The sequence below is a fragment of the Methanoregula sp. genome (assembly GCF_049686655.1).
In the GTDB taxonomy this organism is placed as follows: Archaea; Halobacteriota; Methanomicrobia; order Methanomicrobiales; family Methanospirillaceae; genus Methanoregula.
Genome location: NZ_JBAVIG010000060.1, coordinates 1 through 25959 on the forward strand (window position 1 = coordinate 1; position 25959 = coordinate 25959).

At 57.4% G+C, this 25959-nt stretch carries 29 protein-coding genes and 2 tRNA genes; 16 read left to right on the forward strand and 15 right to left on the reverse strand.

From position 1 onward, the window contains the following. Positions 1-215: 215 nt before the first annotated feature. Entirely contained in the window at positions 216-1004 is a 789-nt protein-coding gene (locus tag WBL42_RS07960; protein WP_424720747.1) for an MBL fold metallo-hydrolase, read from the forward strand. Between the two features lie 160 nt (positions 1005-1164). Here WBL42_RS07960 and WBL42_RS07965 read toward each other — a convergent pair whose 3' ends face one another. Both WBL42_RS07965 and WBL42_RS07970 read right to left on the reverse strand, forming a co-directional pair. Beyond that, complete coding sequence (locus WBL42_RS07965) at positions 1165-1887, reverse strand: 4Fe-4S double cluster binding domain-containing protein (RefSeq protein ID WP_424720748.1); 723 nt, start codon at positions 1885-1887, stop codon at positions 1165-1167. A gap of 214 nt (positions 1888-2101) precedes the next feature. Continuing rightward, a complete protein-coding gene (locus WBL42_RS07970; protein ID WP_424720749.1) occupies positions 2102-2827 on the reverse strand; it encodes a DUF4013 domain-containing protein in 726 nt (241 codons plus the stop codon). Between the two features lie 184 nt (positions 2828-3011). On the opposite strand from WBL42_RS07970, the gene WBL42_RS07975 reads away from it, so the two are divergent. Both WBL42_RS07975 and WBL42_RS07980 read left to right on the forward strand, forming a co-directional pair. Further along, positions 3012-3263 (forward strand): ferredoxin, encoded by a 252-nt coding sequence (locus WBL42_RS07975; RefSeq protein ID WP_424720750.1) that lies wholly within the window; start codon positions 3012-3014, stop codon positions 3261-3263. A gap of 318 nt (positions 3264-3581) precedes the next feature. Next, on the forward strand, positions 3582-4301 hold the full coding sequence (locus WBL42_RS07980) for a DUF169 domain-containing protein (protein ID WP_424720751.1): 720 nt from the start codon (positions 3582-3584) through the stop codon (positions 4299-4301). Between the two features lie 104 nt (positions 4302-4405). Here the strand turns inward: WBL42_RS07980 and WBL42_RS07985 are convergent, their stop codons facing one another. Continuing rightward, entirely contained in the window at positions 4406-4810 is a 405-nt protein-coding gene (locus WBL42_RS07985; RefSeq protein ID WP_424720752.1) for a pyridoxamine 5'-phosphate oxidase family protein, read from the reverse strand. 276 nt (positions 4811-5086) lie between these two features. Here WBL42_RS07985 and WBL42_RS07990 point away from each other — a divergent pair, with 276 nt between their 5' ends. The 4 genes from WBL42_RS07990 to WBL42_RS08005 all read left to right on the forward strand — a co-directional run bounded on the left by WBL42_RS07990 (position 5087) and on the right by WBL42_RS08005 (position 10517). Then, complete coding sequence (locus tag WBL42_RS07990; protein ID WP_424720791.1) at positions 5087-7747, forward strand: aminotransferase class V-fold PLP-dependent enzyme; 2661 nt, start codon at positions 5087-5089, stop codon at positions 7745-7747. Positions 7748-7888: 141 nt separating this feature from the next. Beyond that, a complete protein-coding gene (gene thiM / locus WBL42_RS07995) occupies positions 7889-8689 on the forward strand; it encodes a hydroxyethylthiazole kinase (protein WP_424720753.1) in 801 nt (266 codons plus the stop codon). A 14-nt stretch (positions 8690-8703) separates the two neighbouring features. Beyond that, entirely contained in the window at positions 8704-9360 is a 657-nt protein-coding gene (thiE, locus tag WBL42_RS08000) for a thiamine phosphate synthase (protein WP_424720754.1), read from the forward strand. 122 nt (positions 9361-9482) lie between these two features. Beyond that, positions 9483-10517, forward strand: coding sequence for a PAS domain-containing protein (locus tag WBL42_RS08005; protein WP_424720755.1), 1035 nt, complete (start codon positions 9483-9485; stop codon positions 10515-10517). Positions 10518-10593: 76 nt separating this feature from the next. Here the strand turns inward: WBL42_RS08005 and WBL42_RS08010 are convergent. The 3 genes from WBL42_RS08010 to WBL42_RS08020 all read right to left on the reverse strand — a co-directional run bounded on the left by WBL42_RS08010 (position 10594) and on the right by WBL42_RS08020 (position 11562). Then, positions 10594-10665 (reverse strand) — tRNA-Thr (locus tag WBL42_RS08010). Positions 10666-10717: 52 nt separating this feature from the next. Beyond that, a complete protein-coding gene (locus WBL42_RS08015; protein ID WP_424720756.1) occupies positions 10718-11206 on the reverse strand; it encodes a hypothetical protein in 489 nt (162 codons plus the stop codon). Between the two features lie 62 nt (positions 11207-11268). After that, on the reverse strand, positions 11269-11562 hold the full coding sequence (locus tag WBL42_RS08020; RefSeq protein WP_424720757.1) for a DUF3467 domain-containing protein: 294 nt from the start codon (positions 11560-11562) through the stop codon (positions 11269-11271). 407 nt (positions 11563-11969) lie between these two features. Here WBL42_RS08020 and WBL42_RS08025 point away from each other — a divergent pair, with 407 nt between their 5' ends. Both WBL42_RS08025 and WBL42_RS08030 read left to right on the forward strand, forming a co-directional pair. After that, positions 11970-12605: a CRISPR-associated protein Cas4 gene (locus tag WBL42_RS08025; protein ID WP_424720758.1), complete on the forward strand. Its 636-nt coding sequence runs from the start codon at positions 11970-11972 to the stop codon at positions 12603-12605. A gap of 472 nt (positions 12606-13077) precedes the next feature. Continuing rightward, positions 13078-13446, forward strand: coding sequence for a hypothetical protein (locus WBL42_RS08030; protein WP_424720759.1), 369 nt, complete (start codon positions 13078-13080; stop codon positions 13444-13446). 41 nt (positions 13447-13487) lie between these two features. Here the strand turns inward: WBL42_RS08030 and WBL42_RS08035 are convergent, their stop codons facing one another. The 4 genes from WBL42_RS08035 to WBL42_RS08050 all read right to left on the reverse strand — a co-directional run bounded on the left by WBL42_RS08035 (position 13488) and on the right by WBL42_RS08050 (position 15756). Further along, positions 13488-14411: a DNA polymerase subunit beta gene (locus tag WBL42_RS08035; RefSeq protein WP_424720760.1), complete on the reverse strand. Its 924-nt coding sequence runs from the start codon at positions 14409-14411 to the stop codon at positions 13488-13490. Between the two features lie 10 nt (positions 14412-14421). Beyond that, positions 14422-14994: an L-threonylcarbamoyladenylate synthase gene (locus WBL42_RS08040; RefSeq protein ID WP_424720761.1), complete on the reverse strand. Its 573-nt coding sequence runs from the start codon at positions 14992-14994 to the stop codon at positions 14422-14424. Continuing rightward, on the reverse strand, positions 14994-15677 hold the full coding sequence (locus tag WBL42_RS08045; protein WP_424028172.1) for a DUF5612 domain-containing protein: 684 nt from the start codon (positions 15675-15677) through the stop codon (positions 14994-14996). Before WBL42_RS08045 ends, WBL42_RS08040 begins: the two co-directional genes overlap by 1 nt. Before the next feature lie 8 nt (positions 15678-15685). Further along, positions 15686-15756, reverse strand: a tRNA-Gly gene (locus WBL42_RS08050). A 207-nt stretch (positions 15757-15963) separates the two neighbouring features. Between WBL42_RS08050 and WBL42_RS08055 the strand changes: the two genes are divergently transcribed. After that, on the forward strand, positions 15964-16914 hold the full coding sequence (locus WBL42_RS08055; protein ID WP_424720762.1) for a hypothetical protein: 951 nt from the start codon (positions 15964-15966) through the stop codon (positions 16912-16914). 322 nt (positions 16915-17236) lie between these two features. Here the strand turns inward: WBL42_RS08055 and WBL42_RS08060 are convergent, their stop codons facing one another. After that, positions 17237-17467 (reverse strand): hypothetical protein, encoded by a 231-nt coding sequence (locus tag WBL42_RS08060; protein WP_424720763.1) that lies wholly within the window; start codon positions 17465-17467, stop codon positions 17237-17239. A gap of 247 nt (positions 17468-17714) precedes the next feature. Between WBL42_RS08060 and WBL42_RS08065 the strand changes: the two genes are divergently transcribed. The 3 genes from WBL42_RS08065 to WBL42_RS08075 are packed head-to-tail and all read left to right on the forward strand — an operon-like array spanning position 17715 to position 20933. Then, complete coding sequence (locus tag WBL42_RS08065) at positions 17715-18500, forward strand: FHA domain-containing protein (protein ID WP_424720764.1); 786 nt, start codon at positions 17715-17717, stop codon at positions 18498-18500. 29 nt (positions 18501-18529) lie between these two features. Beyond that, positions 18530-20683 (forward strand): protein kinase domain-containing protein, encoded by a 2154-nt coding sequence (locus WBL42_RS08070; protein WP_424720765.1) that lies wholly within the window; start codon positions 18530-18532, stop codon positions 20681-20683. Continuing rightward, entirely contained in the window at positions 20664-20933 is a 270-nt protein-coding gene (locus WBL42_RS08075; protein ID WP_424720766.1) for a hypothetical protein, read from the forward strand. Before WBL42_RS08070 ends, WBL42_RS08075 begins: the two co-directional genes overlap by 20 nt. Before the next feature lie 66 nt (positions 20934-20999). Here the strand turns inward: WBL42_RS08075 and WBL42_RS08080 are convergent, their stop codons facing one another. The 4 genes from WBL42_RS08080 to WBL42_RS08095 form a co-directional block, all read right to left on the reverse strand. After that, positions 21000-22187: a deoxyguanosinetriphosphate triphosphohydrolase family protein gene (locus WBL42_RS08080; protein WP_424720767.1), complete on the reverse strand. Its 1188-nt coding sequence runs from the start codon at positions 22185-22187 to the stop codon at positions 21000-21002. Positions 22188-22351: 164 nt separating this feature from the next. Further along, positions 22352-22834: a YbhB/YbcL family Raf kinase inhibitor-like protein gene (locus WBL42_RS08085; protein WP_424720768.1), complete on the reverse strand. Its 483-nt coding sequence runs from the start codon at positions 22832-22834 to the stop codon at positions 22352-22354. A 54-nt stretch (positions 22835-22888) separates the two neighbouring features. Next, positions 22889-23341, reverse strand: coding sequence for a YbhB/YbcL family Raf kinase inhibitor-like protein (locus WBL42_RS08090; RefSeq protein WP_424720769.1), 453 nt, complete (start codon positions 23339-23341; stop codon positions 22889-22891). A 63-nt stretch (positions 23342-23404) separates the two neighbouring features. Beyond that, positions 23405-23863 carry a YbhB/YbcL family Raf kinase inhibitor-like protein gene (locus WBL42_RS08095; protein ID WP_424720770.1) on the reverse strand — a complete coding sequence of 153 codons (459 nt, stop codon included), beginning with the start codon at positions 23861-23863 and terminating at the stop codon, positions 23405-23407. A 122-nt stretch (positions 23864-23985) separates the two neighbouring features. Here WBL42_RS08095 and WBL42_RS08100 point away from each other — a divergent pair, with 122 nt between their 5' ends. From WBL42_RS08100 to WBL42_RS08110, 3 genes are all read left to right on the forward strand, one after another. After that, complete coding sequence (locus WBL42_RS08100) at positions 23986-24882, forward strand: Mrp/NBP35 family ATP-binding protein (protein WP_424720771.1); 897 nt, start codon at positions 23986-23988, stop codon at positions 24880-24882. Then, positions 24883-25194, forward strand: coding sequence for a hypothetical protein (locus tag WBL42_RS08105; RefSeq protein WP_424720772.1), 312 nt, complete (start codon positions 24883-24885; stop codon positions 25192-25194). A 156-nt stretch (positions 25195-25350) separates the two neighbouring features. After that, positions 25351-25806, forward strand: a complete 456-nt coding sequence (locus WBL42_RS08110) for a hypothetical protein (RefSeq protein WP_424720773.1) — start codon at positions 25351-25353, stop codon at positions 25804-25806. Positions 25807-25959: the final 153 nt, after the last annotated feature.

A 25959-nucleotide genomic window follows, 5' to 3' on the forward strand; every position in this document is an offset into this window, starting at 1 on the left:
GCGTTCGATATCTACAAAGACCATCGCCCCGGTCCTTGCCGAATACGAGGCACTCAGGCCGAAACCATAAGGTCCTGCGGCTTTAGGACCATTCTTTTTTTTATCGCGATTGCCGGTTGCCGGGGATCTCACAGGAACCGCCAGGCATCCCCAACAAAAACCACAGTGTCAGGTGGTCAAACACTCTAATACGAGCAGCACGAATAGTACAGGCAATGCGCTGCACGGTGCTTGCGAGCGGGAGCAAAGGGAACAGCGTGGTAATAGCCGGGAGCAGCGGGGCCCTCCTCATCGATGCCGGCCTGAGTACAAAGGAGCTCCTCCTGCGCATGGATGCTGCCGGGATCGATCCCGGGACGATCGACGCAGTACTGGTCACCCACGAACATGGCGACCATGTTCGGGGTCTCGATGTCCTCCTCCGCCGGCTCAATAGACCGGTCTATGCCACCGGGGGTACGCTTGCAGACTTCCTCAATCACCGGAGGACGTCTGACAAGCCAATCGTTCACCACACATGCCGGTGCGGTGAGAGGTTCTCCACAGGTGGTTTCCTCATCGAGCCGTTTGCCACCTCCCACGATGCTGCGGAGCCGTGCGGTTATATCGTCAGCGAGGACAGCTGCCGGATCGGGTACTGCACCGACACCGGGATCATGACCCCCGCCATGCTTGGGCTGCTCAGGAACTGCGACGGTATCATACTCGAGAGCAACCACTGTCCCGATATGCTCGCAAAAGGCCCTTACCCGGAGTCCCTGAAACGCCGGATCCGATCGAAGCACGGGCACCTCTCCAATCCCGCGGCTGCAGCCTGCCTGCAGGCATTCGGGAGAGATGTCCCGCAGGTTATCCTCGCACACTTAAGCGAGATCAATAATACACCGGAGAAGGCGCTGGGGACCGCCCGCGAGGGGCTTGGGCTCTTCTTCGAAGAGAGCAGGGTGACCGTTGCCACCCAGTGCGGGTCCACCCCCGGTTCACCGCAAGAGATACGGCTCTGAAGAGTCACTGCCGGAACTTGTTTTTAAAAAGTATTGGGGATATCCTGGCCGGATGTACCCCAATTCCTGCGATTTTGCCGGAGAATGGTACCGGGTAACTCCTTACCGGGTGTGGATTGTGGGCATGTACCCAGCTCTGTTCCCGGAGCCGGCTGACGTTTTAGTCCTTCCTGCCCTGTATTCTCCGGCCGTACGGGCAGATATAGAGGCACATGCCGCAGGCAGCGGGTTTCCCGTCCTTCTCCAGAGCCTTGAAGTACCGGTCGCAGCCAGCCGCATCGAACCTGGCTTCCCGGGGTTCATTCTCCGCAAACAGCTTCCCCGTGAATGCATGGACCGGGCAGGCATCGACGCAGGCTGTGCATTTCCCACACCGGGGCTCCACGGGGGTCCCGGTCGGGGTAAGGGGAGCATCGGTCAGGACTGCAATCCACCGGACCCTGGGCCCGTGGTCCGGGGTGATCAGGAGACAGCTGCGGCCGATCCAGCCGAGGCCCGCCATGTGCGCCGCCAGTTTGTGGGAGAAGATACCCGCGATCTTCTCGTTGCTTGCCCGTTTTGAGGCCGGTACCGGGAAGGCCCGGTAACCTGCCCGCTGGATCGTATTTGCCACCTGCAGGGCCATCTGGTCGAGTGCTCCGTTCACCACATCGTATGCATGGTGCCGGTACAAGCCCGCATTGGGTGCAGTCTCCCGGTCCGGGATGAGGTCGACAAGGGTATCCAGCAGGCCGATCCCGAGGACAACGGCCCTTGGATATCCAGCAACCTGTTTTCCGCCCTGCCATTCGATGAAATCCCGTGCAGTGTCAAGATCTGCGACCCCGCAGTAATCCGCACCAAGGGTTTTTGCCAGGATTTTGATCCGGTTGTCAAGGTACATAGGTATTCTCACAGGAGTATATATCGCAGGAGATTGTCAGTCTGGTGGTCGGAATCTTCAGATATCCGGGTATTCCCGGAAGATATGTCAGCATTTAATGCCGGTAGTGGTGAACAGGAAATAAAAATTCCTGACCAAATTCCTGACCATGTACCGGAACGGGCTTCATCCTTGGCCGGACTTCCCCCACTTACGGGGAATTTAAAAAAAAGTGTTATTCTGCCGCCTGTGCCGTACTGTCATAGAGCCGCGTCCAGTACCGGGCCTGGAATACGACAAAGACAGGGGAGATGAGGAGGATCACAAGGATCGCAATGATGATGATCCCGAAGATAGCCGCAAGACTGAACCCGGTAAGGAGGCCGGCCATGATCCCGATGAGGACAAAGATACATACCAGTGCCATGATCGGGACCGCAACAAGGACAGCGACGATGATCAGCCCGAGGATATAGCCGAGCCATCCGATCTTCCCGATATGATCGACGATCGCCCGGAAGTTGAACGCCTCGGCAAAACGGTTGCTCCGGGCAAACCGGATCGACGCGACCGGCAGGAGAATCCCAACCACAATCTCAAAAAGATACATGAGCAGGAGAAGGCCCATATTCGGCGTCCAGCTCGTGAACACCGCCGAATGGAGATTCCCGGAGAGGACAGCTTCGACAAGCGATCCATACGTGACCGTCCAGATCACCAGGATTGGGATCGACCAGATGAGCCCCACGATCATCAGTTTCAGGCCGTCAATACACAGCCTTCCCCACCGGTCAATCTCCGGGGCAGGGGTCTCCCCCCGGTAAATCCGCATGAGGTAACCGTTCATCGGGATAGCGATGAGGATTGTCGCGAGGATCAGCCTCATCCAGCTGCTCTTCTTCTCAAAGACACCCTGTCGCGCATATGCCAGGGCATCGCGTACAATTTCCGTATAATCCATGGTTTATCAGGTTCCGTTCCGGATGCACCATTGCCGGGTATCCGGGTTCAATTATACTATGGCGATCGCGGGCAATAATGTTATTTCGTAGTGCAGGTCCTGCCCGGGGGGGCCTCGCGGGAATCCTCCGGCAGGGTTCGGCATTGCATGGTACCAGGCGCATGTTTATGGCATCCGGTTGACCATGCAGCTGTATGGGAAGTGTTTCTCCATGAACGTCTCCATCAACCGGGCATTGTGCGTTTCCTGCGGCTCCTGCTGGGATTCCTGCCCCGGCCTCTTCGAGCAGGACCCCGACGACTCCTTCAGCCGGATCACCGAACACTACCGCGTTGGCGGGAATACTGCCGAAGGGGCTCCCCCGGAAGACCTGGAAGGGTGTGCCCGGGATGCGGCGGACCTCTGCCCGGTCCAGATCATCACCGTCATTGACTGATGCGTTGCGGGGCTGCCAGCCGGGCGGACAGTATGTCCTTGCGGTCCCCATCCCGGAATTCTTTCATACCGGCCCGTGGATTGTTATCATATCTCCTAAAAACCGCCATGATCGGGATCTCTCCGGTTCCCGGGCATTGCTCCCTGTGATACAACAAGGCGATCCGGTTGAACAGCGGTACCGGAATTTTCAGTTAAATGCCCAGCACAGCCTTGCCCTTCACGATCGGGAACAAATAAGGGTCTTTTCACTAGGTTTAAGTGATCTGCGTGATATGGTGTTATCAGTGGACAAAAAAATTCCGTTGAGGTGACTGGTATGGCTGCATCTGTAAAAATTCCGATCAACTACGCCGAGGCGGCGGATACGCTCAAGAAACTCCTGAAACTGTCAGGATCCCCGGTTGCGTTCCGGTTCGCTACGAAGAAGGAGGAGATCCCGGCAGGCATGGAGAAACTCGACAAGACGATCCGGCACTGCTCCATGATCGGCCTTGCACGGAACGAAGGGAAGATCTTCTATGCCCTTGCTGAGAACCACGAGTGCAATGGCGGCGCCTGGTCCCTTGGGCTAAAGGAGATCACCGAGACGCTGAAGAACGGTGACTTTTACTATAAACTGGGCAAGTTCGGGAGTTCTGCTGCCTGCAAACGGACGATCGACCGCGTTCCCCACCTGGACCCGGGCGATACCTATGCTACAATGTATGCACCGCTTGAGAAGACCCCGTTCGACCCGCAGGTGGTCATCATCGTGGCGAGCCCATGGGCTATGCTCAAGCTCACGCAGAGCACGGTCTTCCGGGTAGGAGGGAGGATCAATGCGGAATTTGCCGGTATCCAGTCTGTCTGTGCCGATGCCTGTGCCCAGGCCTACCTTTCCGGCCGCGTAAACTTCTCGCTGGGCTGCGACGGCTCCCGGAAGTTCTCCGGCATCGCAGACGGGGAACTTGTCGTTGGGATCCCCGCCGAGATCCTGCCGGAGATTACCGAAGCCCTCAGGATAGTGACTGCGGCCCCGGGATCGAAACAGAACTGAAGATATACCCTCTTTTTAAAATCGTATCACGTCTGATATCATGACTATACTCCCGCCGCCCCGACACCCATGATGCTGTGGAAAGCAGCCAGGTAAAAAAAAGATCAGATGAGTTTTGAACCGGCAGTCGGGCCGGGCTTGCACTCGAAGACTTCGGTGATCTTCACGATCACGAGGGATCGTGCCGGAAGAGCCGGGTTCTTCTTGTTGATCTTTGCTTTCATCTCCTCGTATTCAGCCCCGCTGTTCTTGATGGATGCAACCCCCTTGATCTGGAAGCACCCCTTGATCTCAGGGCCCCAGACATAGATTGCGATCTTCGGGTTAGTCCTCAGGTTCGTCATTGTCTTGTTCATGAAGTTGTCAGTAAACCAGATCGTCTCATCGTCCACGAGGTCTGCAATACCAACAGGGATCACGTTCGGGGTCCCGTCTTTTGAGGCGGTGGCTACGGGGAATACCTTCATTTTGGAAAATGCCTCTTTCATCTCGGCTGTCAGTTTTACCATGGTCAGATCACCATCTTCGCATCGGGATTATATCCCCATAAACTTTGCTGTCAGGTATCCTAAAAAATCACCTGTACAGGTGCAAAAGCCGGCATTGTCCTTTGATGCGGTTACCCTCTGCCCGGGTACTGCGTCCGTGGACCGTTTGTTTCCACAATAACGCGTATAACCTGTCATGATCTCCGCATGGCTGGTTCCCCGCCTGCACCGGAAACAGGCGGCAGTCTGCCCTTCATCGCTTCTCTTATCTCCTGAACCGTTCCATCTGTGTGTGTGATGCGCGAGCCGCCGGTCAAGAAGGTACTGTACTGGTGCGAAGAGTGCAACGTGCCGCTGATCGCGAAGAGCTGTGCGTGCGGACGCGAGGGAAAGCGGATCGAGCTCCTCCAGCCCTACGACCTGCGGCCTGCTCTTTCCGCAGATCACAGGCTCATCAGCAGGCTCGTGCGGGAACGGTACGGTGATATCCCTCTTGCAAAGATCCTCCTCCTCAACAAGACCGGCGGCGTGGACCGGGCCGACCTCGTGATCATGCACGGTGAACGGCTCGGATGGCTCACGTTCGATCCGGTCAATCGCAGGTTCAATCTCGATATTACCCCGGAAGCCCTCCCGTTCCTGGTTGCCCATGCAACAAAAGGGATCGTCGACCTCGATACCCATACCGATATCCGGCAGGAACAGGGCCGGATAGGTGGGAAGAGGATCCCCCTTAAAATCCCTGTTCCCGACGGGACGGTGATCGTGAAATACAAGGCACGGTACGGGACGGGCACAGTGAAAGACGGGTCGATCAAGGTGAAGGAACTGGTCGCAGTCACCCCCCGCAGCCTGCCGGACCCCGGCTGGGACGTGGCGATCGACCGGAACCGGTACCACCTCAAGAACCTTGAACGGAACGCGATCCGGACGATCAAGCACCATATGGGGGACCGGCCCACTGCAAACGTCTCGTTTTCGGGCGGCAAGGACAGTACAGCTGTGCTCCATCTCGCCCGGAAGGCCGGGGTGACCCGGGCGTTCTTCATCGACACCGGCCTCGAGTTCCCCGAGACCATTGCGTTCGTGAAGTCGCAGGGTGTGGAGATCGCGGGGAAGGCCGGCGACTTCTGGCAGGCCGTGGAGAAGGCTGGTCCCCCGGGTAAGGATAACCGCTGGTGCTGCAAATTCCAGAAACTCCGGCCGCTCAAGCTCTACCTTGCTGAGGTGGGCCCCTGCGTCACGATCCAGGGCAACCGCTGGTATGAATCGTGGAACCGGGCGGGCCTCGAAGAGACGAGCCAGAACCCAGACAATCCCCTCCAGCTCAATGTCTCGCCGATCCGGAACTGGCGGGCGCTCGAGGTCTTCCTCTACCTCTGGTGGCAGAAGGCGGCGATGAACCCGCTCTACGAGGAGGGCATCGAGCGCATCGGCTGCTATCTCTGCCCGGCTATGCTGGAGAGCGAATACGAGCAGATCCGCACCAGCCACCCGGAGTATGCAAAGCGGTGGGACGACTTTGTGGAGTCGTGGGCGGCAAGGAAAGGGCTGCCGGAAGCCTACTGCCGCTGGGGTCTCTGGCGGTGGCGGGCGATCCCGAAAAAGATGCAGGAACTCTGCCGGGCGCACGGCATTGCGGTCAACGAGGATCTATCTATCAGGGCAGATCCAAAACTTGTACGGGAAGTTAGGGTGGGGAGCATGGTTGATAAACCTCAGGAAAAAATACAGGAAGCAGGAATACGGGGAGCGGGCATGAAAGAACCGGCACGGGATATGTACGATCTGCAGGCAGTCCGCAGGGACTTCCCCCTCCTTGCGGAGGTCGGCTACCTCGACAATGCCGCGACCAGCCTCTCCCCGGAACCTGTCATCCAGTCGTACGTGGAATTCGAACGGAACTACCGGGCAAATGTCGGGCGGGGCGTCCACCGCCTTACCCAGATCGCGTCCCAGCGCTACTGGCACGCACACGAGAAAGTGGCGGGCTTCATCGGGGCAAAAGAGGGTGTCACCGTCTTCACCAAAAACGCCACGGAATCGATCAACATGGTGGCACAGGGATTCCCGTGGAAGACCGGCGACCGCGTCCTGACAACCATTCTCGAACACCACTCCAATCTCCTCCCCTGGTATCACCTTGGCCGGAACGGGGTCGGGGTTGATGTCGTGGGAATCCGGGACGATTATTCCTTCGATCTCTCCGCGTTCGAAGCGGCGATCACCGGGACTACGCGCCTTGTTGCCATCACCCATGCCTCCAATGTCCTTGGCGTGATCACGCCCGTTGAGGAGATCGCGAAGATTTGCCATGATCACGGCGCGCTCCTGCTGGCAGATATGGCCCAGACCGTTCCCCATATGCCGGTCGATGTCCTCCAGCTCGGCTGTGACTTCTGTGCCTTCTCCGGCCACAAGATGCTTGGCCCGACCGGTACCGGTGTGCTCTGGATGAAGGAGCCGGTGATCGAGCCGCTCCTGCTGGGAGGTGGGGTTGTGGAATCGGTGAAGGGACAGGAGTTCACCCTGTCCGAAGGCTACCAGCGGTACGAGGCCGGCACCGGGAATATTGCCGGCGGCATCGGCCTTGGCGTAGCAGCCGATTACCTGACCGGCCTCGGCATGGAGCGGGTACACCGGCACGAACAGGCACTCACTACCCGGATCATTGATGGTCTCCGGAATGTGCCCCGGGTCAGGCTGTATGTCCCGGAGAAGCCCGGGCAGCGCGTCGGGGTTGTCTCGTTCACGGTTGACGAGCTGCATCCCCACGAGGTGGCGCAGCGGCTCGACGAGATGGCCGATATTATGGTACGGTCGGGTCACCACTGCTGCATTCCCCTGATGGAGCGGCTTGGCCTGCCGGACGGGACGGTCCGGGTCAGCCTCGGCCCCTATAACTCGGCCGAAGACGTAGATCTCTTCCTTGCAACGATCGAAGAGATCACGCGCTGATCTGGCGCGTTTCTCACTTTTTCCCGGATCCCCTGCCGGGTATCCCTGGGGTTGTCCGGGCAGTTTATCACGGTTTAATAGGTAAGGATTTCCATCATTGATCATGCACCCCAAGAGGCTCGTGGTTCAGTGTGATCTTCTATGAAGAAACAACAGTTGTCAGACCTGTTCTCCCTCGTGCGGGAGAAACGCCCGCTTGTCCACCACATCACGAATTATGTGACGGTCAATGACTGCGCCAATATCACCCTCTGTGCCGGTGGGGCACCGGTGATGGCTGATGCAGCTGAAGAAGTTGAGGAGATGGCCGCGGTTGCCAGTGCACTTGTCCTTAATATCGGGACCCTCAACAAGGTTCAGGTCGGGTCCATGGTACTTGCCGGCCGCATGGCGAACGACCGGAAGATCCCGGTAATTCTTGACCCTGTAGGAGCGGGTGCCACGCAGTACCGGACAACAACTGTCCGGCGGTTACTGGATGAGCTCGACATCACTATCCTCAAGGGCAATACCGGTGAGATCGGTGTGCTTGCCGGGGCTGAGGGGAAAGTGCGGGGCGTTGATTCGCACGGGCTTTCCGGCGACCCGCAGGTAATTGCACGGGATTTTGCAAAGGACGCAGGGCTCACGGTAGTCGTAAGCGGGGCAACAGATATCGTGACCGACGGCAGGCATACGCTCCTCGTGGACAACGGCCACCCGATGATGGGCAGCATATCCGGCACCGGATGCATGGCAGCATCCGTGACCGGCACATTTGCCGCCGAATCAAAGAATACCGTCCTTGCATCAGCAGCCGCGCTTGCCGCATTCGGTATTGCCGGCGAGAGGGCGGCAGCCTGCGCCCGGGGTCCCTTCAGTTTCAAGACAGCCCTCTTTGATGAACTCGCAGCACTCACACCGGTTGATCTCGCTGCAGCAGCCCGGATCCGGACGGTATAATCAACTCACCGGCCATGAAATACGACCTGTACGTTGTAACGGACGAGACCCTCTCCTGCGGGAGATCTCACGCGGAGATCGCCCGTCTGGCCGTAGCCGGCGGTGCGGATATGGTCCAGCTCCGGGACAAAGTCCGTTCCTGCAGCGATCTGGTCCGGATCGGGCGTGAGATACGGGCCATCACCCGGGCCGCCGGTGCCGGGTTCATCGTGAACGACCGGCTTGATGTGGCCCTTTCCTGTTGTGCAGACGGGGTTCACCTTGGGCAGGGGGACATGTCATGCGGGGTTGCCCGCCAGATTGCCCCCCCGGGCTTCGTCATCGGGGTCTCGGTGGGATCCGTTGCGGTGGCCCGGGATGCTGAACGTGACGGCGCCGATTATGTTGCCGTCAGCCCGGTCTTTTCCACGGGCTCCAAGTACGATGCCGGCCCCGGTCATGGGCTCTCCCTGATCAGGGAGATCCGGGCCTCGGTCAGTATCCCCGTCATCGCTATCGGGGGAATCGGGTTGGAAAATGCCGGTGAAGTCATCGATGCAGGGGCAGATGGTATTGCCGTGATCTCGGCGGTGATCGCCAGTCCCGATATTACCAGAGCAGCCCGGCAGATGGCGGACATCATAGCGGAAAGGAAAGCCATAGGGAATAATCGAAGAACCCCGGTTCCCTGAAGCCGGCCCCGTTTCAGCTCCGGTTTCATGTTCTCCGGCACCGAAGGAACGTATGAGAAGATATAATAAATTCCCACAACCATGTTCAACCAATAATTCCTGAGTACTGGGATGAGTAGTTCATGAAGACAATTTCGCCGCAACACACGCTCTGGCTTTCGATTACCGCGCTGCTCACCATTGGCATCATCCTCATCTCGATCTTCTCCTTAAAAAACGGCTATTTCGGCATTTTCCCCTATTTCTATATCCTGCCCATCCTTCTTCTCGCGTATTTTTACCCCAGGTATGCGGTCTATTTCACCGTCTTCCTTGGATGGATCTTCCTCGGGCTCGTCGGGCTTTACGGGCCTTCAGATATCCAGCTCTATGCGTCCAGCATAGCGTTCTTCTACATCTTTGTCTCGCTCGGAGTCGTTATCTCCGCCTTCTCCAGCCAGCTGATGCAGGAGCGGAAATACCGCGAGATCTTTGAGAATTCACAGGCCGGGATGCTCACGTTTGATCTGGACACCCAGCAGGTCCGGGAGATCAATGCCCAGTCGGCCACCATCCTCGGGTATTCCCCTGCAGATCTCAAAAGCCGGATGTTCTCATCATTCTGGTTCGATGACGATCAGGAAACCCGGTTCATGAAGAAGATCCGCCAGGATGAAGCCATTGCCGACATGGAGATTGCCCTGCGTAAAAAGGACAGGACCATTATCTGGGCACTTGTCACCGCAGCCCTTACCAAGGAGGGTATGATCATCTGTTCGATCGTGGATATCACGGAACAGAAGCGGATCAAGGACGAGTTGATCGAATCCGAGCTTCGGTACAGGACGCTCTTCGATGGGGCAAGCGATGCGATCATCCTGCACGATATCGACGGGAAGATCTTCGAGACCAACGTAATTGCCAGCAGGTACCTCGGGTACACGAAGAAGGAGTTCATGAACATGGGCCTCCGGGACCTGGCGGTCCGCCCGGAGACCATTTTTCCCTCTGACACCGTCAGGCAGTTCATGGCCCGGGGTCACATGCTCTTCGAATCGGAACTGAAGAAGAAGGACGGCGGCACGATACCGGTCGAGATCAGCAGCCGGATCACGGAATATTTCGGCATGTCTGCCGTGATGAGCACGGTGAGGGATACCTCGGAACGGAAGAACTGAGGCGCAGGTCCGGTATACGGCCGGGTGTATCGTTGCCTGAGTCGGCCGCTCCCGGGTGCACGAGTGTTAAAAAAAAAGCCGCCGGAGGGAATTGAACCCTCGACCTGCTGATTACGAATCAGCCGCTATGCCGCTAAGCCACGGCGGCGTAATACCCCACAATATCGGCTTGTGCGTTTATAAAAGTAATGAAAGGTCGGCTATACCTCTGTCATCAGGAGGATCTGCTGCGACCCGTCAGTAAATGTACCGGTCACGAGAATGTCATCGAGGCCGTCGGTTCCCATGTTAGGGAACGGGTACTTCTGGTTCAGGGTGGGTTTTTGGTAGGTCTGGCGGATTGCCGGGCCACTCGATTTTCGGATCAGGATCCCCAGCGTGTCAAGCTTTGCATCATCCCGTCCGCCCATATAAATAACATTCACCGTGTTGCCGACCTGGAACCCCCGGACGCTGACGGCTTTTGCCGGCAGCAGCGTCACGTTCCCGTCAGCCGACCTGATAAAGGAATGGCCGAGCAGGGGTTCGGGGTTATTGTTCGCAACCTGCGGGAACATTGAGATATACATCGCTGTGGCAATGTTCGGCTTCGAAGCACTGCCAAGGATTATGGAGACCGGGATGGCAATTACCAGTACAAGCAGGAGAATCGTCAAGCCGAGCAGGAGTTTCTGGAGTATCGGGGACACAGGGACCACAGGTACCGGGTTCGGGCGGTTGTCACTTTTACGGAAATGAACGATAATTGTGCCTATGAATATCCGGAGAGCGAGGTCACGGTTTTGTTTTCCGTGTTCTCCTTTGGGGCGATCGTCCCGAACTTGGACTCGTAGTCCGCGACTGTCTTGGTCAGCACGGTAAGGAGGTTCTTTGCGTGCGACGGGGTTATCGAGACGATTGCCTTGGCCCGGGCCTGATTCACCTGCGGGAGCTGGTGGAGGAACATGAAGGTAAACTCGTCGTCCTTGTAGGCGATCTGGATCATGTTGCTGTACACCGGGTCGAGTGTGGGCGGGATATTGACCGATATTTCCTGCGATGTCATGGTGATCAGGTATATGCCTTTCCGGAATGAAAACGTTGGCACGGTATCACAGGGGTGCGGGACACGTCAGGCACATTCCCTGATAAGATAAGGAATCATCCGCAGAGTGGAGGGGATCGTACCTGTCCCCCAGCTCCTGTGCATTGCGATGCCTGAGGGAATTACCTGCCCGGGAGTAATCGCATCCGGGTGTTGCCACAGCGGCGGGAGTGAAACCCCCGGGAGCGCTGATATTTGTAAGGAATGCGGCAAGGAGGAAAATCCGATACACATCAATCCAGCCGGTTGAAACCTGCCCCCCCCAAAAAATACCAGCGATTCAATAGCTTTAACCCGATTGGTTTCCCACCATTGGATGAGGAATCATCCTGTCGGCGAACGGGAAACATGCCACGATCTCGGACCTGGTGCGGGTCCACGCCTGCCCGGTCCGGTACTATTACGAACGGAACGATCCATTCTCCGAGTCGGACCGGTACGCGGTCTGCAAGCAGTTGTCATACCATCTTGGCACCCCGCTTGAAGCGGGGGCGATCTGGGAGGAAGTCATCGCCGTCCACTCAACAATCGATCCCGATATGCAGGACTTCCTGGATCTCTGCATCACTGCCTGCAACAAATCCGCATGGAGACCTGCAGTCCAGACCGACGTGACTGTGGCATCGCAGAAACACGGAATGGCAGGGATGATCGACCGCATTGATGACAGCGGCGCATTCTCCATTGTGCGGGCGTCGGGTGCGATGCCTATGGGTACCTATGCAGCCGACCGGCTGCGAGTTGCTGCCATCGCATTCTGCCTTGAGGAGATGACCGGGAAGCAGGTTGAGGGTGGTTTCGTGGAATATATCCCGGATGGCGTCTCCCGGTACCATGCGGTCCAGCCCCGGGACCGCAGGCAGGTGATCACGACCCTGCACAAGCTCAGGGAGATCAACCGGGGTGCGATGCCGCAGCACCCGCTTAACGCGCCGTGCAACCGGTGCAAATACAAGGAAAAATGCAAGAGCAGTGTCGGGCGGAGACTGAGCGACCTGCTGTGACGGAGCAGTTCCCCCTCCCAAACGAAACCCGGGTACGAATCGCAGGGTGAGTCGCAGGGATAGGCCCCCTCAGTGCCCGGCACAGGTGAACCTGTCAATAGCGATGCAGACTGTCATGTGCAAACCCGGGCCGGAATGAAGGGGGTCATGGGGAGCACTTCGTTTTCTGGCCTGACCCCCATGGGACCACGAACTTTTCATCAGTGATTTACGGGGACCACGGGTTCTGACCCTGCATCCCGGAATGAGGGGTCACACCCCAAAAGTGTATGACCCCCCGGGGAGGGGTCAGAGGGGTCGCCTACGAACCTTGCCTTACCCCCCGACTTCCGGATCACCGGGTCCGCAGGGAATAGAGAAGGCAATCATGGAATGAGGAGTGCCGCCCGATCACTTTCGCCATGCCCCTGCCCCTCCCTTTTATGCCGGTTTTAAGAAACGATCCGGATCGCATACAAAAGGAAGTGAGCACATGACGGTACTACGCATCGAGACCGGGACCCCGGAAGGTGACGCGCTGGGATTCTCAGAAGACCTCTTCTCCGGCTGGCTGGAGATGGAAGCCGGTAACAGGCTCACACTTCACTATATTATTTCCCGGCACCGTGACGAGGGGAACACGCAGGCCCTGATCCGGCACTGGCTGGACGAAGGGTATGATGTCAGCGTAGTAATGCCCCGGCCCGTGATGCAGCATATCCTCAGGAAATTCGGGTTTGTTACGTCGCACCGGTATTTCCCGGACCAGTACGAGGGCCTCGTTGAAGTCTGGTACCGGCCCTGCGTACAGAGACCGGCCTACGTACACGAGCAGTGGGCGGCGTATGCCGGCACCGGATAAGAACCCGGACCAGTACCACGGGGAATCCGCGGGTTCCTTTTTTACTGCTCCAGCAGGGTCCGCGAGATGATATATTCCCCGTGGGCCTCGCGGGTGGTGCCAACAATAAGCCACCGTTCATTACCCTGCTGCTCGCAGACCCCGCAGGCCTCGATCGTCTCGCCTGCGAGCGCCTGCCCGCTGTACGTGTGGGTGAAGGCGAGCACCCGGCTCACCGATTCGTGATCCACCTCGTATACTGCCGGGTTGTCGAATGCATGCGAGGCATCCTTCACCTTCGCCTCGATCGTCATCTTCCCGAGCACGGTACCCTGCCCTGACGGAACGCTTCCAATCCCCCCGTAGGAGCGGGTATACAGGATATCGAAATACGTGCCCTCAATCTGGCCCCGGTTCCATTTCCGCTGCTCGTGGAGCACAAACTCATCAAACGCGATCTCAGGTTTTCGCTTCTCGTAGACCTTCCGCCACATTGCATCCGAGAGCCCCTCGACCTTCCCGTCCCGGATCCCCTGCCGGACCAGCGCCTGTGCAGTGAACCAGTGCTTCCCGTACACAACCATGTCAATATCGGAGCTCCCGTTTGACAATTCACAGAGCAGCGAACCGGTGCACCCCACGGTTCCCACTGGCAGGGAGAAGAGGCGGACCAGCTTCTCTACCCGGGGATGGGCAGCGGCGATCCGGCCGATCTCAAGCTCGGGTTTGAGCACCCGCTTCACATCCCCATGCGGGATGCGGTGGAGGAGTCCGGCGTACTGTGGTTTTTTCCTTGCGATCAGGGCGTATGCCTCGTCAAAATCGTACTTGGTGTAACGCCGGCCAAAGGGGTTCACCCGCTCTCCGTCAGGTTCAGGGACATAGCGGAGCACGCAGGCAATCCGGTCGTCGTTGTCGTACGCCGAGACCGCATAGAGCCAGCCATCGGCGTCCTCGATGAAATCGCGCAGGCGGACGGGGAGCATTGAGGTAACCTCAGAGCGTCAGTAAGAACTTCGCTACCCGGTCGATATCGGCTCCCGCCCTGAGGACCTGTTTCCTTGTCAGGTCAACCACGGTGCTCGGGGTGCCGGGGAGTTTGCCCCCGTCAATAAGCAGTTCACGGGGGACCGTGCATTCATCGGGGATATGCGGTTCCTTTCCCCCGTGGAGGTTTGCACTCGTCGCGGTGATCGGGGAATCAAACTGCCGGATCAGCTCGAGCGCGAGCGGATGGGAGGGCATACGGATGCCGATAAGGCCGGTCCCGCCTGTCAGGATCGCCGGGACACTTTTACGGGAGGGGAGGATTACCGTTACTGGCCCGGGAAGGAATGTGCAGATAAACGGCTCCATCCACGGCTCGGTCCGGGCGACTGCGTGGAGCATATCCGCATCGGAGACCGCAATCGAGATCGGCATCCCGACAGGGCGTTTCTTCGCCTCGTAAACCTTCAGGATCGCCTCGTCGGAGAATGCATCGGCGCCCAGGCCGTATACCGTCTCGGTAGGATAGACAACGATGCCATCGTGCATCAGGATCGAGACCGCTTTTGCAATGATATCCATTAAAATTCCTGCCCGCGGACGCGGTTGATATCGAACACAGCCTTGCTGCTGACATGCATCACTGCAAACACGCCTGCCTGGATCGGGTCGGTGACCACGAGGTCCGCATGCTGCGGCACGGTGCCCGCCATCTTCAGTGCGATCACCGGGATACCTGCCTCCCGCACCCGGTCCACCGCTTTCGAAATGTCGCCGCCCATGATCGAGCCGGCAAGTACGAGGATCGAGGCCCGGGGCAACCGTGAGACTGCATCCACGGCAAGGGCGAGCGTCCGTTCCCCTACGAGCGGGATCGTGTCCACCGAGATCCTCTCCCCCCGGATGTTGTGCCGGTCCGCCTCGTTCACGGCACCGAGCGCCACCTGAGCCACCTGCGCCCCGCCGCCCATGATGATCACCCGCGAGCCGAAAATGTGCCCGAACGGCTGGTAGGACCTGACATCTTTTACGGAGGGGATATCGTTAAGTTCTGCGATAAGCGAGTCATGGTCTCCTGCATCGTCGCAGTCATATTCAAAATAGAGTTCGGCCATGCCGCAATAGGGCCCGGAATCGAAGACTTCCTGGCTGATCATGACGATATTGGCATCGTGCCGGGCAACTACCGTTGCTATGTCCCGCAGGACTCCCCTGCGGTTCTCAGCGATGATCCGGATTGCCGAGCGTTCAGGTACAGATTCCATATGCCAGATGCGATAACCGGGGATCGAACCCGGGTTAGAAGCTTGGGAAGCTCCTGTCCTACCGCTAGACTATTATCGCACAGCACTCGATTGCTGCTTTCTAATAAGTACGCGATTTTAGCATAAATATATCCCGTTTCCCGCGTCCAGTTTCGATATTTTTAAGATTGCAGGACAAAGTACGTATACAATAAGATTCCTTTCATTCCTGCATATGAGCGTACTGTCCCTCCAGGGATCTGCCGCCTGCATGAAAACCCTCCAAAGAACCGTACAGGAAATATCCATGACGAAAAGAACCCCCACTCTTTGTTTTCTGATAGTACTCTGCCTCCTGGCACTTGTGGTGCCGATCACTGCCCAGGCTCCCGGTGACCAGCCGATAAACGTGATCTACCAGAACTCTTTTGCCACCGATCCCCAGTGGATCACCAATAACCCTTCCCTCGACTACTGGGACCCCGGCCTCGAGATGTATCATTTCTCGATTGAACCCAGTAACGGCGGTTATGCCTATGTCCCTATCAATAACTATGACAAGGGGTCGTTCACGTTTGAATACGATGTCCTCCTCAACCGTGTCGACCCGGGTGCCACGTTCCGGATTGGTTTCTCCGGTTCTGAAATGGATCCGGCAACGGGACCTAACGTACTGACGGAATTCACCAACGCGAAGTATGGCCAGATCATGTGGCTGCACCTGGTGACACCCGGCAATATGATGGTGGAGGTCAACAGCCAGAATGATGATACGCTCTCAAGCGGCCCGGCTGCCTACAGCGGCCCCACGGTAAAATACGAACTCAACAAAACCTATCATGTCATGGTCAATTACGATGCCGACCAGAAGGTCCTCTCCATGAAAGTCAACGAAAAGATATCGGGGGACCAGATCTGGAGTTATTACGTAAATACCGGTGAAGCCCTCCGCGGCATGAACCGGATCTATATCGGCTCGATCGGGGATTATGGCCCGCTGGACATCTATGCGAGCGGGTATATTGACAATGTCCGGCTCACTTCCCCCGGAAACGTGACTCCAGTCCCGACCACCGCGACTGTAATGGAAGCTGTGCCGGTCCCGACCGGAACGATTACTCCGAAAACCACTGCCACGGTGCCAACCCCTTACCCTGTGACCAGCCCTACCCAGTCTCCCCTGTCGGTGATCCCGGTTATGTCAGCGCTGGGAATTGCCGGTGTATGCTGCGGGCGTCTTCTGCAGAAAAAGGACTGATCCGCGATAACTGAAATCCCCGGATAATACGAAATACAACCAGAAAATACAGGAATTCTCTTTTTTTATAACGGGTATACAAAAAAGATGGTATGGCTGGATGTATGATTCCCGGAGGTTTGGCAACCCCCGGATCTCTGGAGTGAGAGACTTTTCCCTGTCAGGCCGGTATGGACGGCCTTTTGGGGCATGGTCTTTGCGTGGGTGCATATTCCCGGGTTCATTTGGAGAGTAGACCGGGGACGTGCATGAATGGTCATCGTTCGTACGGGTGCGTGGCTTGCATGAGGACTCTCACCGGTTACAGCACGGGCAGTCAGTGTCATAGTGAGGAGGATTGTCCGGCACTGGTCCCTGCGGGCAACGGGGCGTGTGCAAAGACCCCGCTGCTTTCAGCACTGCCGGGATATGTGCCGGGGACCTGGGTGAAAACAATGCCCGGGGGGCATGTCACGCAGGATGCACCTGGCATGGCAGCATTGGACGGGGATATGATCATGGCGACTGATACCATGATCAGTGAAATGCCGATCAGAATCTTGCCCGTGTTCATCGGTGGAGGTCCTCGCTTTTCTTGCATGGGTCGGTGACACGCCGATTTTGTGTGTTCGTGCATCACCTGATAGTAATGTCGTACGCACCTGCTGATAAATACCCCAAATCGCCCGGGTACCAGGGTCTAACCCCGTGGTTCAATGGCGGAACCGGGCGGATGGGTATATAGGGAGGTAATATAAACCGCCATGCCCTTATCTTCCGGTGACTAACGGGTTATACAAAAGGAACCCGGGTGGAGCGCTATGAATCCTGCAGATAAGTCTCCCACGATTATTGTTCACGAAGATTCCGATTCCTTGGAGGAACTCTCGGAATACCTGGACGTGCTATCAAGCAGCGCACGCCTCAGGATCCTCAAATTCCTCGAGAAAAAACCCCGTGATGCCCGGGGGATCTCAAAGGAGATCGAGACCAGTTACGAAAATACCAAGAAACATCTGGACAAACTCCTGAGCATAGGCGTCATCAAAAAAGAGGCGGGTCTTGGTGCCCCTACATCGAAGGGAATTCATCCCGTCTGGGAATATTCCCTTGTTCCCGGCGGCCTCGAAGCGATCATACGGAACCTGGGGCTCTTCTCCAATACGCGGGTGCAGGTAGTCGGGAGCGAGATCTCGCGACGGCTTGACGAGGTGAAAGGTACCTTGTCCCGGGAAGTACTGGGCAATGTCCCTGCCGCAATTGCACTTGGGGGTCCGGATGACGGTAAGATCTTCCTTTTGAAAAACGATGTCGTCAATATCGGCCGGACCGATCCGGAGAACGTCAGGACCTTCAGCCCGGAATCCGACGTGGTGCTCTCTGACGGTTACACGGCGGTCACAAGGGTATCCCGGCCGCACGGGAAATTTGTCCGGGAAAAAGGCAGCTGGTACATCGAGGACTGCGGGAGCACCGGCGGCACCCAGCTGAACAACCGGAAGCTTGAGAAAAATATCAGGACCGCGGTTCAGGATGGGGACCTCATCGAGCTGGCAAAGGGAATATCCGGCGTAAAACTTCTCGTCATCCTTCCTGTATCTCCCTGATCATAACGTTCCGGTACCAGAGTACGAGCATGAATTCCCCGATTCCCGCGCTGTTATGGAACCCCCGGGACGTACGCGTCCCGTACCGTCTGAACCCGGTGTGGCAGATTACCTGCCTTCTTGTGCTCTTTGTGCTTATCAGTACCGCCTTTTGTTATCCCGCCTCTGCGGCAGACCATATCGTCGCCCCCACCGGTGCCGAGTTTACCAGCATCAAGGATGCTGTCGACTGGTCCAGCGGAGGCGACACGATCCGTGTCGAGAGCGGGACCTACGCGGAGAACATCATACTTGATAAAAAAATTACCCTTATCGGTGTCGATACCGGCAATGGTGTGCCGGTCATCCAGCCCGGGAAGAAAGGAGATGACATCGGGATCATTGCTGACGGGTGTACGGTTGAAGGTTTCACCATAGAAAACGGTGCCTCGAGCGGGATCCGCATCACGTCCAGCAGCAATACCGTGCAGCGCAATACCCTCCAGGCCAACGGCGTTGGCATCGCACTTGTTTCTTCGGGAAAAAATACTATACAGGACAATGCAATCACCGGCAACAACAAGGCCGGTATCACCCTTGAATCGGCCAGCGGTAACCAGATCCAGGAAAACTCGGTCCAGCAGAATACGATTGGGATCACGCTTGATGAGACCTCGATCTCCAACACCATCGCGCAGAATACATTTTACAATACCCAGAACGTGATCTCCAGGAGTCCGAGTTCTGTCTGGAGCACCCCGTCCGCATACAGCTACACATATCTCGGGCAGAAGCAGCAGAGCCGGATGGGCAACTACTGGAATGATTACCCGGGCCGGGACAAGAACGGGGACGGTATAGGGGACTCGCCCTATATCATCAGCCTCGTGGTCTTCCGGACGACCGGCGAGGGTACCAGCCAGAATATCGTGGATGCGTTCCCGCTGATGGATCCCCTTGCCTATTATTCCGGGATCAGCCCGGGATCCGCGCTGCCGGCCACCGGTCTCTCTTCGACACCTTCGGCAGGGATGCAAACCCCAGCTCCCGGGAATACCCCCTCCAGCGGGACACCCGGGCAATCCGGCACGATCTCTCCTTCGCAATCCCCCCCCTCTCCGGTCCCTGCACGAAATGGTCTCCCGGTTATCCCGCTCATTGTCGTCTTTGCCGGCCTGGTCATTGCAGGTATCGGCGGTGCAATCTATCTTACCCGGAGGGATGCAGAGAAGCGCCTGGCAGCCCCGCTCCCCGTAGTCACACAGGCCGCATCTGTTCTCCGGACTGCGGTGGAGCGTACCCGGGCCCTGATGACCACCACCACTCCTGCTACCCGGACGGTCTATGCGGAAGAGACCCGGGCCAGTCCCCAGCCGTCGGCAACTGACCAGAAGAACTACTTTCCCAAGGAACTGGAGAACAAGTATACCGAGATCAGGTTTGTTGGCAGGGGAGGTATTGCATGGGTCTTCTCGGCAAGGCGCAAGGCGGATGGGATCACCGTAGCCGTCAAGATCCCGATCAGTTTCGATGAAGTTACCGGCAAATGCTTCCTCAACGAGATTGCTGCCTGGGAGACCTTACGCCATCCCAACATCGTTGAAGTATCCGCGGTCAATATCCTCCCCGTCCCCTATGTAGAGATGGAATTCGTGCCGGGCTCCCTTGAGGCACTTGACAAACCCCTGCCGGTCTGGAAAGCGGTCCACCTGATCACGGGTGTGACCGATGGTCTGCGCTATGCCCACGAGCACGGGTTCATCCACCGGGACATCAAGCCCCACAACATCCTGCTCACGGCAGACGTGGTTCCGAAGATCACGGACTGGGGCATGAGCAAGGTCCTTGCCGCAGAAGTGAAAAAATCGAGCGTAGCCGGCTTCTCCCTCTCGTATGCAGCACCCGAACAGGTCTCGCCTTCGGAATTCGGCAGGACCGACGAGCGGACAGATATCTACCAGCTGGGTGTGGTTTTCTACGAGCTGGTCACCGGGTCCATCCCCTTCGGCGGGGAGAGCATCGTGGAAGTGGGGAATGCCATCCTCCGGGATCAGCCGATCCCTCCCTCCGAGTACAATCCCGATGCAGAGGCAGTCGAGAAGATCATCCTGAAATGCCTGGAGAAGAACCCGCAGGACCGCTACCAGTCTGCAGCAGAGCTCCACGATGCCCTGCACGGGTACCTTGACGAGGACGACGAATGATCTCCTTCGACAGGAAGCCCGGTGCGGCATCCGGTTGCGATCACGGGGTGTGAACACCATCCCTCACGAAAAGAAGAGCTATGAACCCGCGACCTGCGGGCACTGTGGCGGTGAGGGGTGCATCTATTGCAATAAGACCGGCACGGTTCTTGTCACCGCACCGAAACGTGCGTGCCGGCACTGCGAGGGTGTGGGCTGCATCTACTGCGGGTTCACCGGCTGGGCAGAGCCCAAAGGCAAGTACGACTGACCGGACGGTTGCAGATATCTGTCAGTACTACGATTCGGTAGGGAAGTGCCCCGTTTAACCTCTTCTTCAGCGGAAGCGTCCTTCAACCCGCCTCGGGATCACGCATTCCTCGTAACGCTTTGCGAAGTACCTGTCGGTCATGCCGGCAAGGAAATCCCTTGCCAGTTCCGCATGCGTGGCAGTGTCCAGGTACCCCCGGCTGATCCAGCCGGTGCCAAGGAAATCCGTAAAGATCCTGGCATGCCGGTCTTCTGTTTCCAGGTCACGGAGGCAGGTCTCAAAGAGGGTGGCGTACATCCGCTCGATCTTTCCCCGTTCCGAGGTGAGGAACGGATGATCGTAGATCGTATCCCGGGAAAACCGACGCAGGGAGATCATGGCTTTTTCAACCGTATGGCTGTAGGAGATGAACCCGTCTTCCTCGGTATCGCTGTTCTCCAGCATGTCGTAGATCAGGGTATTGATGATCTCCCGGTTGGTCTCGCCAAGAACGGATCCGGCATCTTCAGGGATCCGCACACCCTTGCCGATTAACCCGACTTCGCGGGCGTCCTGCAGGTCCCTGCCGATATAGGCAATAGTATCGGCAAACTTCACCACGCAGCCCTCAAGGGTCATCGCGGACCGGGACCGTCTCCCGTCGGCATTGTCCTGCACTTTTTTGTCAAACGCGGCCCAGCTGCTGCAGGGCTCTGCCGTGACCCGCAGGTCATCCGCTTCACCGTTGTGGCAGAGAATACCGTCGAGTACCTGCATAGTCAGGTCACAGTCTTCGATATGGTCGAGGAACCGGACGCTCTGGACATTGTGAAAGAATTTCCCGATACCGTACCGCTCGCAGAGGGCCGACAGGCAGCTCTCCCCGAAATGGCCGTATGGGATATGCCCGATATCGTGCCCGAGGGCGATCGCCTCGATCAGGTCTTCGTTGAGCCGGAGGGACCTCCCGATCGTCCGGGCGATCTTAGAAACCAGCTGGACATGGATCACCCGGTGGGTGATATGATCGTTCTCCACGAGATAGAAGACCTGCGTCTTGTCTATGTACCGTGTATAGGCCCGGGTATGGATGATACGGTCTGCGTCCCGGGAGTAGGGCGTGCGGATATCCTCAGGTGTCCGGTTGTGCCTGCGGACCGCGTCCTCGCTCGTTGTGGCAAGCGGTGACAGGAGTTCCTCGCGCTTGCCGTTCATTGCCCTGCTCGCGGCCACCTTCGCCGTGTCAGGAACTCCTGTCCGTGCCGGTCCCTGCATCAAAGGTCATTTCAGTGTTCGATCTTCTTAAGGATGACGACTGCGCAATCCTTGCTCCGGGAATCCGCGGATAAAAATGGTATGTCAACGGGTAACCACTTCGTGTTCTTTATCCTGCCACACGGCCCCGGCGGTACGGGGCCGGTAAAAAAGGGATGAACTGCTTACCGGCCATAGGTGACATAGGTCTCGCCGTACTGGACCACGTGGCCCTGCATGGCTGCGGCGAGTTCGTCTTTTGTCGCACCGGCAGGAAGCGCAAGCTCGGTATCCAGCCCGTACAGTTTGAAGAAGTACCGGTGGGTCTGGCCATGCGGGGGACAGGGCCCGTTGTACCCGATCTTCCCGAAACTGTTCTTTCCCTGCACCGCTCTTAACGGGAACGTGACTGTGGGCGTCTTCTGAATGTTCTCCGGGATAAGCCTGACCAGCTCGATGTTCCAGGCAATCCAGTGGATAAATCCTCCACCGCCTCTGGCATCCGGGTCATTGACGATGATCGCAAGGCACTTTGCTATCCCGGTGTTCACACCCCCGACAGTTATCTCGGGCGACCGGTCTTCGCCATCACAGGTATAGTCGCTTGGCAGGATCTTAACGGAAATTTTTACTTTGAGTTCTTCCATGGTAGCAACCTCCAGTGCCATGAAGCACTGGCCGGGGCATAAACGTGGCGGTAGTGGCAGCCTGAACATGCGTAGTCAGCGTGTGGCAACGCATTCCGTTTCTCCGTACTGGACGATGTGGTCGTGTATCGCTCCCTGGAGTTCGTGTTTCTTCGCCCCGCCGGGGAGCTCGATGAAGTCATCAAGGGCATACACCCGGAAGAGGTACCGGTGCATCCGGCCCGGCTCCGGGCAGGGGGCAGTATAACCGATAATGCCGGCGTCATTTGTGCCCTGGAGAGCGGAGACCGGTGCTGTTATGATCTTCCCGTGGGGGATGCCGGCCGGGATTATTTCCCGCGGAGGGAGGTTCCAGATCAGCCATGTGCAATAGGAGAGGTGGTTCTTCATCGAGGGGTTGAAGACCATGATTGCAATGGCTTTGGCATCAAGTCCCCTGATGATGATCTCCGGGGAGGTGTTCTCTCCCCCGCAGATCATCTCTGACGGGAACTCCAGGAAATCGATGCTGACAGTAAGATCACTCATGACCAGTCATCTCTGCAGGAGGGATAAGTATCCATATAAGCAATAAAGCTGGCGGCCGGCAGGTCACCGGGTGGCAATCGCCACGGTCTCCCCGAACTGGAGGACGTGCCCTTTCATGGCAGTGACGAGTGCGTGCTTATCGGAACCGCCGGGAAGGTCCAGCATGGTATCCAGTACATAGACCTTGAACTGGTACCGGATCATCTCCCCCGGGGGAGGGCAGGGACCGGTATACCCCGTAGTGCCGCAATCGGTGATTCCCTGAATGGCAGGCACGGGTCCGGAAACCACAGGTCCTGCAGGGAGTCCCTCCGGGATCACCGGCACGGGAGGAATGTTCCAGCAGATCCACGGGGTGAACGAACAGCAGGACTTCTCGAACGGGTTGAAAACCATGACTGCGACGGATGCAGCCTCGCTGCTGATCCCCTTCAGCCGGATGCGGGGCGAGATATTGCCGCCGTCACAGGTGTTCGTGGGAGGAAATGTGAGGAAGTCAAGCGTTACGATCAGCCGTTCCATATCATTCACTTCAGTCCTTCCCGTTAATAAGGTTCACCGGCGCAGGGTGTACCGATCTTCCATCTTTATTGTCTTTCGCGAACAACTGATACGATCAGGTACCGATTACAACGAGGTTCATCATGGCAAAGAAGAACAACCAGAAGACAGAGGCGGATGAGGAGTGCAGGAAAGAGTGCTCCAGCTGCCCGACTGCAAGTACCTGCTCGTCGGCAAAGACCGGGGCAGCCCCCGGCCTTCCCCCCAAGGCAGAGATCGATGTGAAGCACGTCATCATGGTCCTGTCCGGCAAGGGAGGGGTGGGCAAATCGACCGTATCGGTCAACCTTGCCTATGCCCTCTCGAACCACGGCAAGAAGGTCGGCCTTCTCGACCTCGATATGCACGGCCCCAACATCCCCAAGATGCTGGGGATCGAGGAGCACAAATTGTCGATGTCGGGCGACAAGATCGAGCCCGTCCACGTCACCGGAAAGCTCTCCGTTATCTCGATGGCCTTCCTCATCCCGGACACGAGCACCCCGATCATCTGGCGTGGCCCGATGAAGATGGCAGCAATCCAGCAGTTCCTTGCAGAAGTAAACTGGGGCCCGCTCGACTACCTTGTTGTCGACCTGCCGCCGGGCACCGGTGACGAGGCCCTCACGATTGCCCAGCTCGCGCCCAATGTCCGTGGTGCCGTGATCGTAACTACCCCGCAGGACGTCGCTACTCTCGATGCCCGGAAATCGGCAAAGTTTGTCGAGAAACTCGGTCTCCCGGTGATCGGAATCATCGAGAACATGAGCGGCATGCTCTGCCCCCACTGCGGTGTGGAGATTGACCTGTTCGGCAAAGGCGGAGGAAAGAAGATTGCCGAAGAGCTCAGTGTCCCGTTCCTCGGTGAGATCCCGCTCGATATCGAGATGCGCAAGGCGGGAGACGAGGGCCGGCCATTTATTATCCGCCGCGGTGACAGCCCCACGTGGAAGAGCGTGGACAAGGTCATGGAAGAGCTTATACGGGTTGTCGAGGGATAGATGACGGACTACCTGCGGATTCTGACCGGTAAAGAGAAGCCCATCCCGATCTACAAGGGGATTGTTGCATGCCTTGAGAACCCGCTTGCATTTCCTGACCTGCTTGAGCCGGTCTACCGCGAAGCGATGAACCTGGATGATGAGACGCTCGACCGGTTCCGGTTCTCCCTTATGCGTGTCCAGCTCTATGCCGATGTCCACCGGAACGAGGATCTTGAGACGGCGATGCATATCAAGTACGTTGCGCAGGTCCTGGAGAAGGTGGTCTTCGGGTCTCTTGTGATGGAACCGACCGAGCCCTCTGCTGACTGATCTCCATCCGACCACTATCCTTTTATTGCGACCTGGTATGCACTGGTGATATCTATATGTGCAGGCCCCGTCAAATACTAGAACAGCTATACCACTCAACGATCAGCAACCCCAGTACTGATGAATACCCAATAGCACATTCACTAAGGAGAAATAATGACATCACGCATGCAGTCCCCTCACACCACCTGTCCGGGATGCCAGGAAGAAGTTTTTCTCGATGAGCTTGTCGGCGGAAAATGCCCGCTGTGCGGCTGCTCGCTCGAGGACTTCGACGAGGCGTTCGGGGAGTATGACGGGATACTCGACAGGTCCGACCTCTCGTGGCTGATCTTCAACTACTTCGTCTTCAAGAAATTCGTGGACCTGGGCGTGCCACCCCACCAGATCATGGAGTTTGTTTCCACATACGAGCAGAACGCGGAGAAACCCCCGGAAGACTGGGACCGGACCGGCTTTGTCCTCGAGATCCCGATGAAGCCCTGGGACCGGGTTCTCCCCAAGCACTGCACTAAATGCGATAAGTGGTTCGTCCGCGGTGGCAGGAAACAGATCCGGGGCGACATGCGGAAGACAGCACTCACGGTCGAATTCGTCTGCGACCGGTGCTGAAGTTTTTATTTTCTTTTACATTTTTATTAACTATCACGCAAGGGTGTGCTTCAGTCAAAATGGTACATTCCCGGCCGAAGAGTACCTCTTTTCAAGGCCAAATCGTTGCACCTTCCGATTGCAGAGTAGTCAGGTAAAAGAATAATTTTTAAA

Excerpts from the sequence above, each read along its gene's own strand:
- WBL42_RS07960 (WP_424720747.1), top strand. The coding sequence starts at position 216 with ATGCGCTGCACGGTGCTTGCGAGCGGGAGCAAAGGGAACAGCGTGGTA.
- WBL42_RS07965 (WP_424720748.1), bottom strand. The coding sequence starts at position 1,887 with ATGTACCTTGACAACCGGATCAAAATCCTGGCAAAAACCCTTGGTGCG.
- WBL42_RS07970 (WP_424720749.1), bottom strand. The coding sequence starts at position 2,827 with ATGGATTATACGGAAATTGTACGCGATGCCCTGGCATATGCGCGACAG.
- WBL42_RS07975 (WP_424720750.1), top strand. The coding sequence starts at position 3,012 with ATGCAGCTGTATGGGAAGTGTTTCTCCATGAACGTCTCCATCAACCGG.
- WBL42_RS07980 (WP_424720751.1), top strand. The coding sequence starts at position 3,582 with ATGGCTGCATCTGTAAAAATTCCGATCAACTACGCCGAGGCGGCGGAT.
- WBL42_RS07985 (WP_424720752.1), bottom strand. The coding sequence starts at position 4,810 with ATGGTAAAACTGACAGCCGAGATGAAAGAGGCATTTTCCAAAATGAAG.
- WBL42_RS07990 (WP_424720791.1), top strand. The coding sequence starts at position 5,087 with ATGCGCGAGCCGCCGGTCAAGAAGGTACTGTACTGGTGCGAAGAGTGC.
- thiM (WP_424720753.1), top strand. The coding sequence starts at position 7,889 with ATGAAGAAACAACAGTTGTCAGACCTGTTCTCCCTCGTGCGGGAGAAA.
- thiE (WP_424720754.1), top strand. The coding sequence starts at position 8,704 with ATGAAATACGACCTGTACGTTGTAACGGACGAGACCCTCTCCTGCGGG.
- WBL42_RS08005 (WP_424720755.1), top strand. The coding sequence starts at position 9,483 with ATGAAGACAATTTCGCCGCAACACACGCTCTGGCTTTCGATTACCGCG.
- WBL42_RS08020 (WP_424720757.1), bottom strand. The coding sequence starts at position 11,562 with ATGACATCGCAGGAAATATCGGTCAATATCCCGCCCACACTCGACCCG.
- WBL42_RS08030 (WP_424720759.1), top strand. The coding sequence starts at position 13,078 with ATGACGGTACTACGCATCGAGACCGGGACCCCGGAAGGTGACGCGCTG.
- WBL42_RS08035 (WP_424720760.1), bottom strand. The coding sequence starts at position 14,411 with ATGCTCCCCGTCCGCCTGCGCGATTTCATCGAGGACGCCGATGGCTGG.
- WBL42_RS08040 (WP_424720761.1), bottom strand. The coding sequence starts at position 14,994 with ATGGATATCATTGCAAAAGCGGTCTCGATCCTGATGCACGATGGCATC.
- WBL42_RS08045 (WP_424028172.1), bottom strand. The coding sequence starts at position 15,677 with ATGGAATCTGTACCTGAACGCTCGGCAATCCGGATCATCGCTGAGAAC.
- WBL42_RS08055 (WP_424720762.1), top strand. The coding sequence starts at position 15,964 with ATGACGAAAAGAACCCCCACTCTTTGTTTTCTGATAGTACTCTGCCTC.
- WBL42_RS08060 (WP_424720763.1), bottom strand. The coding sequence starts at position 17,467 with ATGAACACGGGCAAGATTCTGATCGGCATTTCACTGATCATGGTATCA.
- WBL42_RS08065 (WP_424720764.1), top strand. The coding sequence starts at position 17,715 with ATGAATCCTGCAGATAAGTCTCCCACGATTATTGTTCACGAAGATTCC.
- WBL42_RS08070 (WP_424720765.1), top strand. The coding sequence starts at position 18,530 with ATGAATTCCCCGATTCCCGCGCTGTTATGGAACCCCCGGGACGTACGC.
- WBL42_RS08080 (WP_424720767.1), bottom strand. The coding sequence starts at position 22,187 with ATGCAGGGACCGGCACGGACAGGAGTTCCTGACACGGCGAAGGTGGCC.
- WBL42_RS08085 (WP_424720768.1), bottom strand. The coding sequence starts at position 22,834 with ATGGCACTGGAGGTTGCTACCATGGAAGAACTCAAAGTAAAAATTTCC.
- WBL42_RS08090 (WP_424720769.1), bottom strand. The coding sequence starts at position 23,341 with ATGAGTGATCTTACTGTCAGCATCGATTTCCTGGAGTTCCCGTCAGAG.
- WBL42_RS08095 (WP_424720770.1), bottom strand. The coding sequence starts at position 23,863 with ATGGAACGGCTGATCGTAACGCTTGACTTCCTCACATTTCCTCCCACG.
- WBL42_RS08100 (WP_424720771.1), top strand. The coding sequence starts at position 23,986 with ATGGCAAAGAAGAACAACCAGAAGACAGAGGCGGATGAGGAGTGCAGG.
- WBL42_RS08105 (WP_424720772.1), top strand. The coding sequence starts at position 24,883 with ATGACGGACTACCTGCGGATTCTGACCGGTAAAGAGAAGCCCATCCCG.
- WBL42_RS08110 (WP_424720773.1), top strand. The coding sequence starts at position 25,351 with ATGACATCACGCATGCAGTCCCCTCACACCACCTGTCCGGGATGCCAG.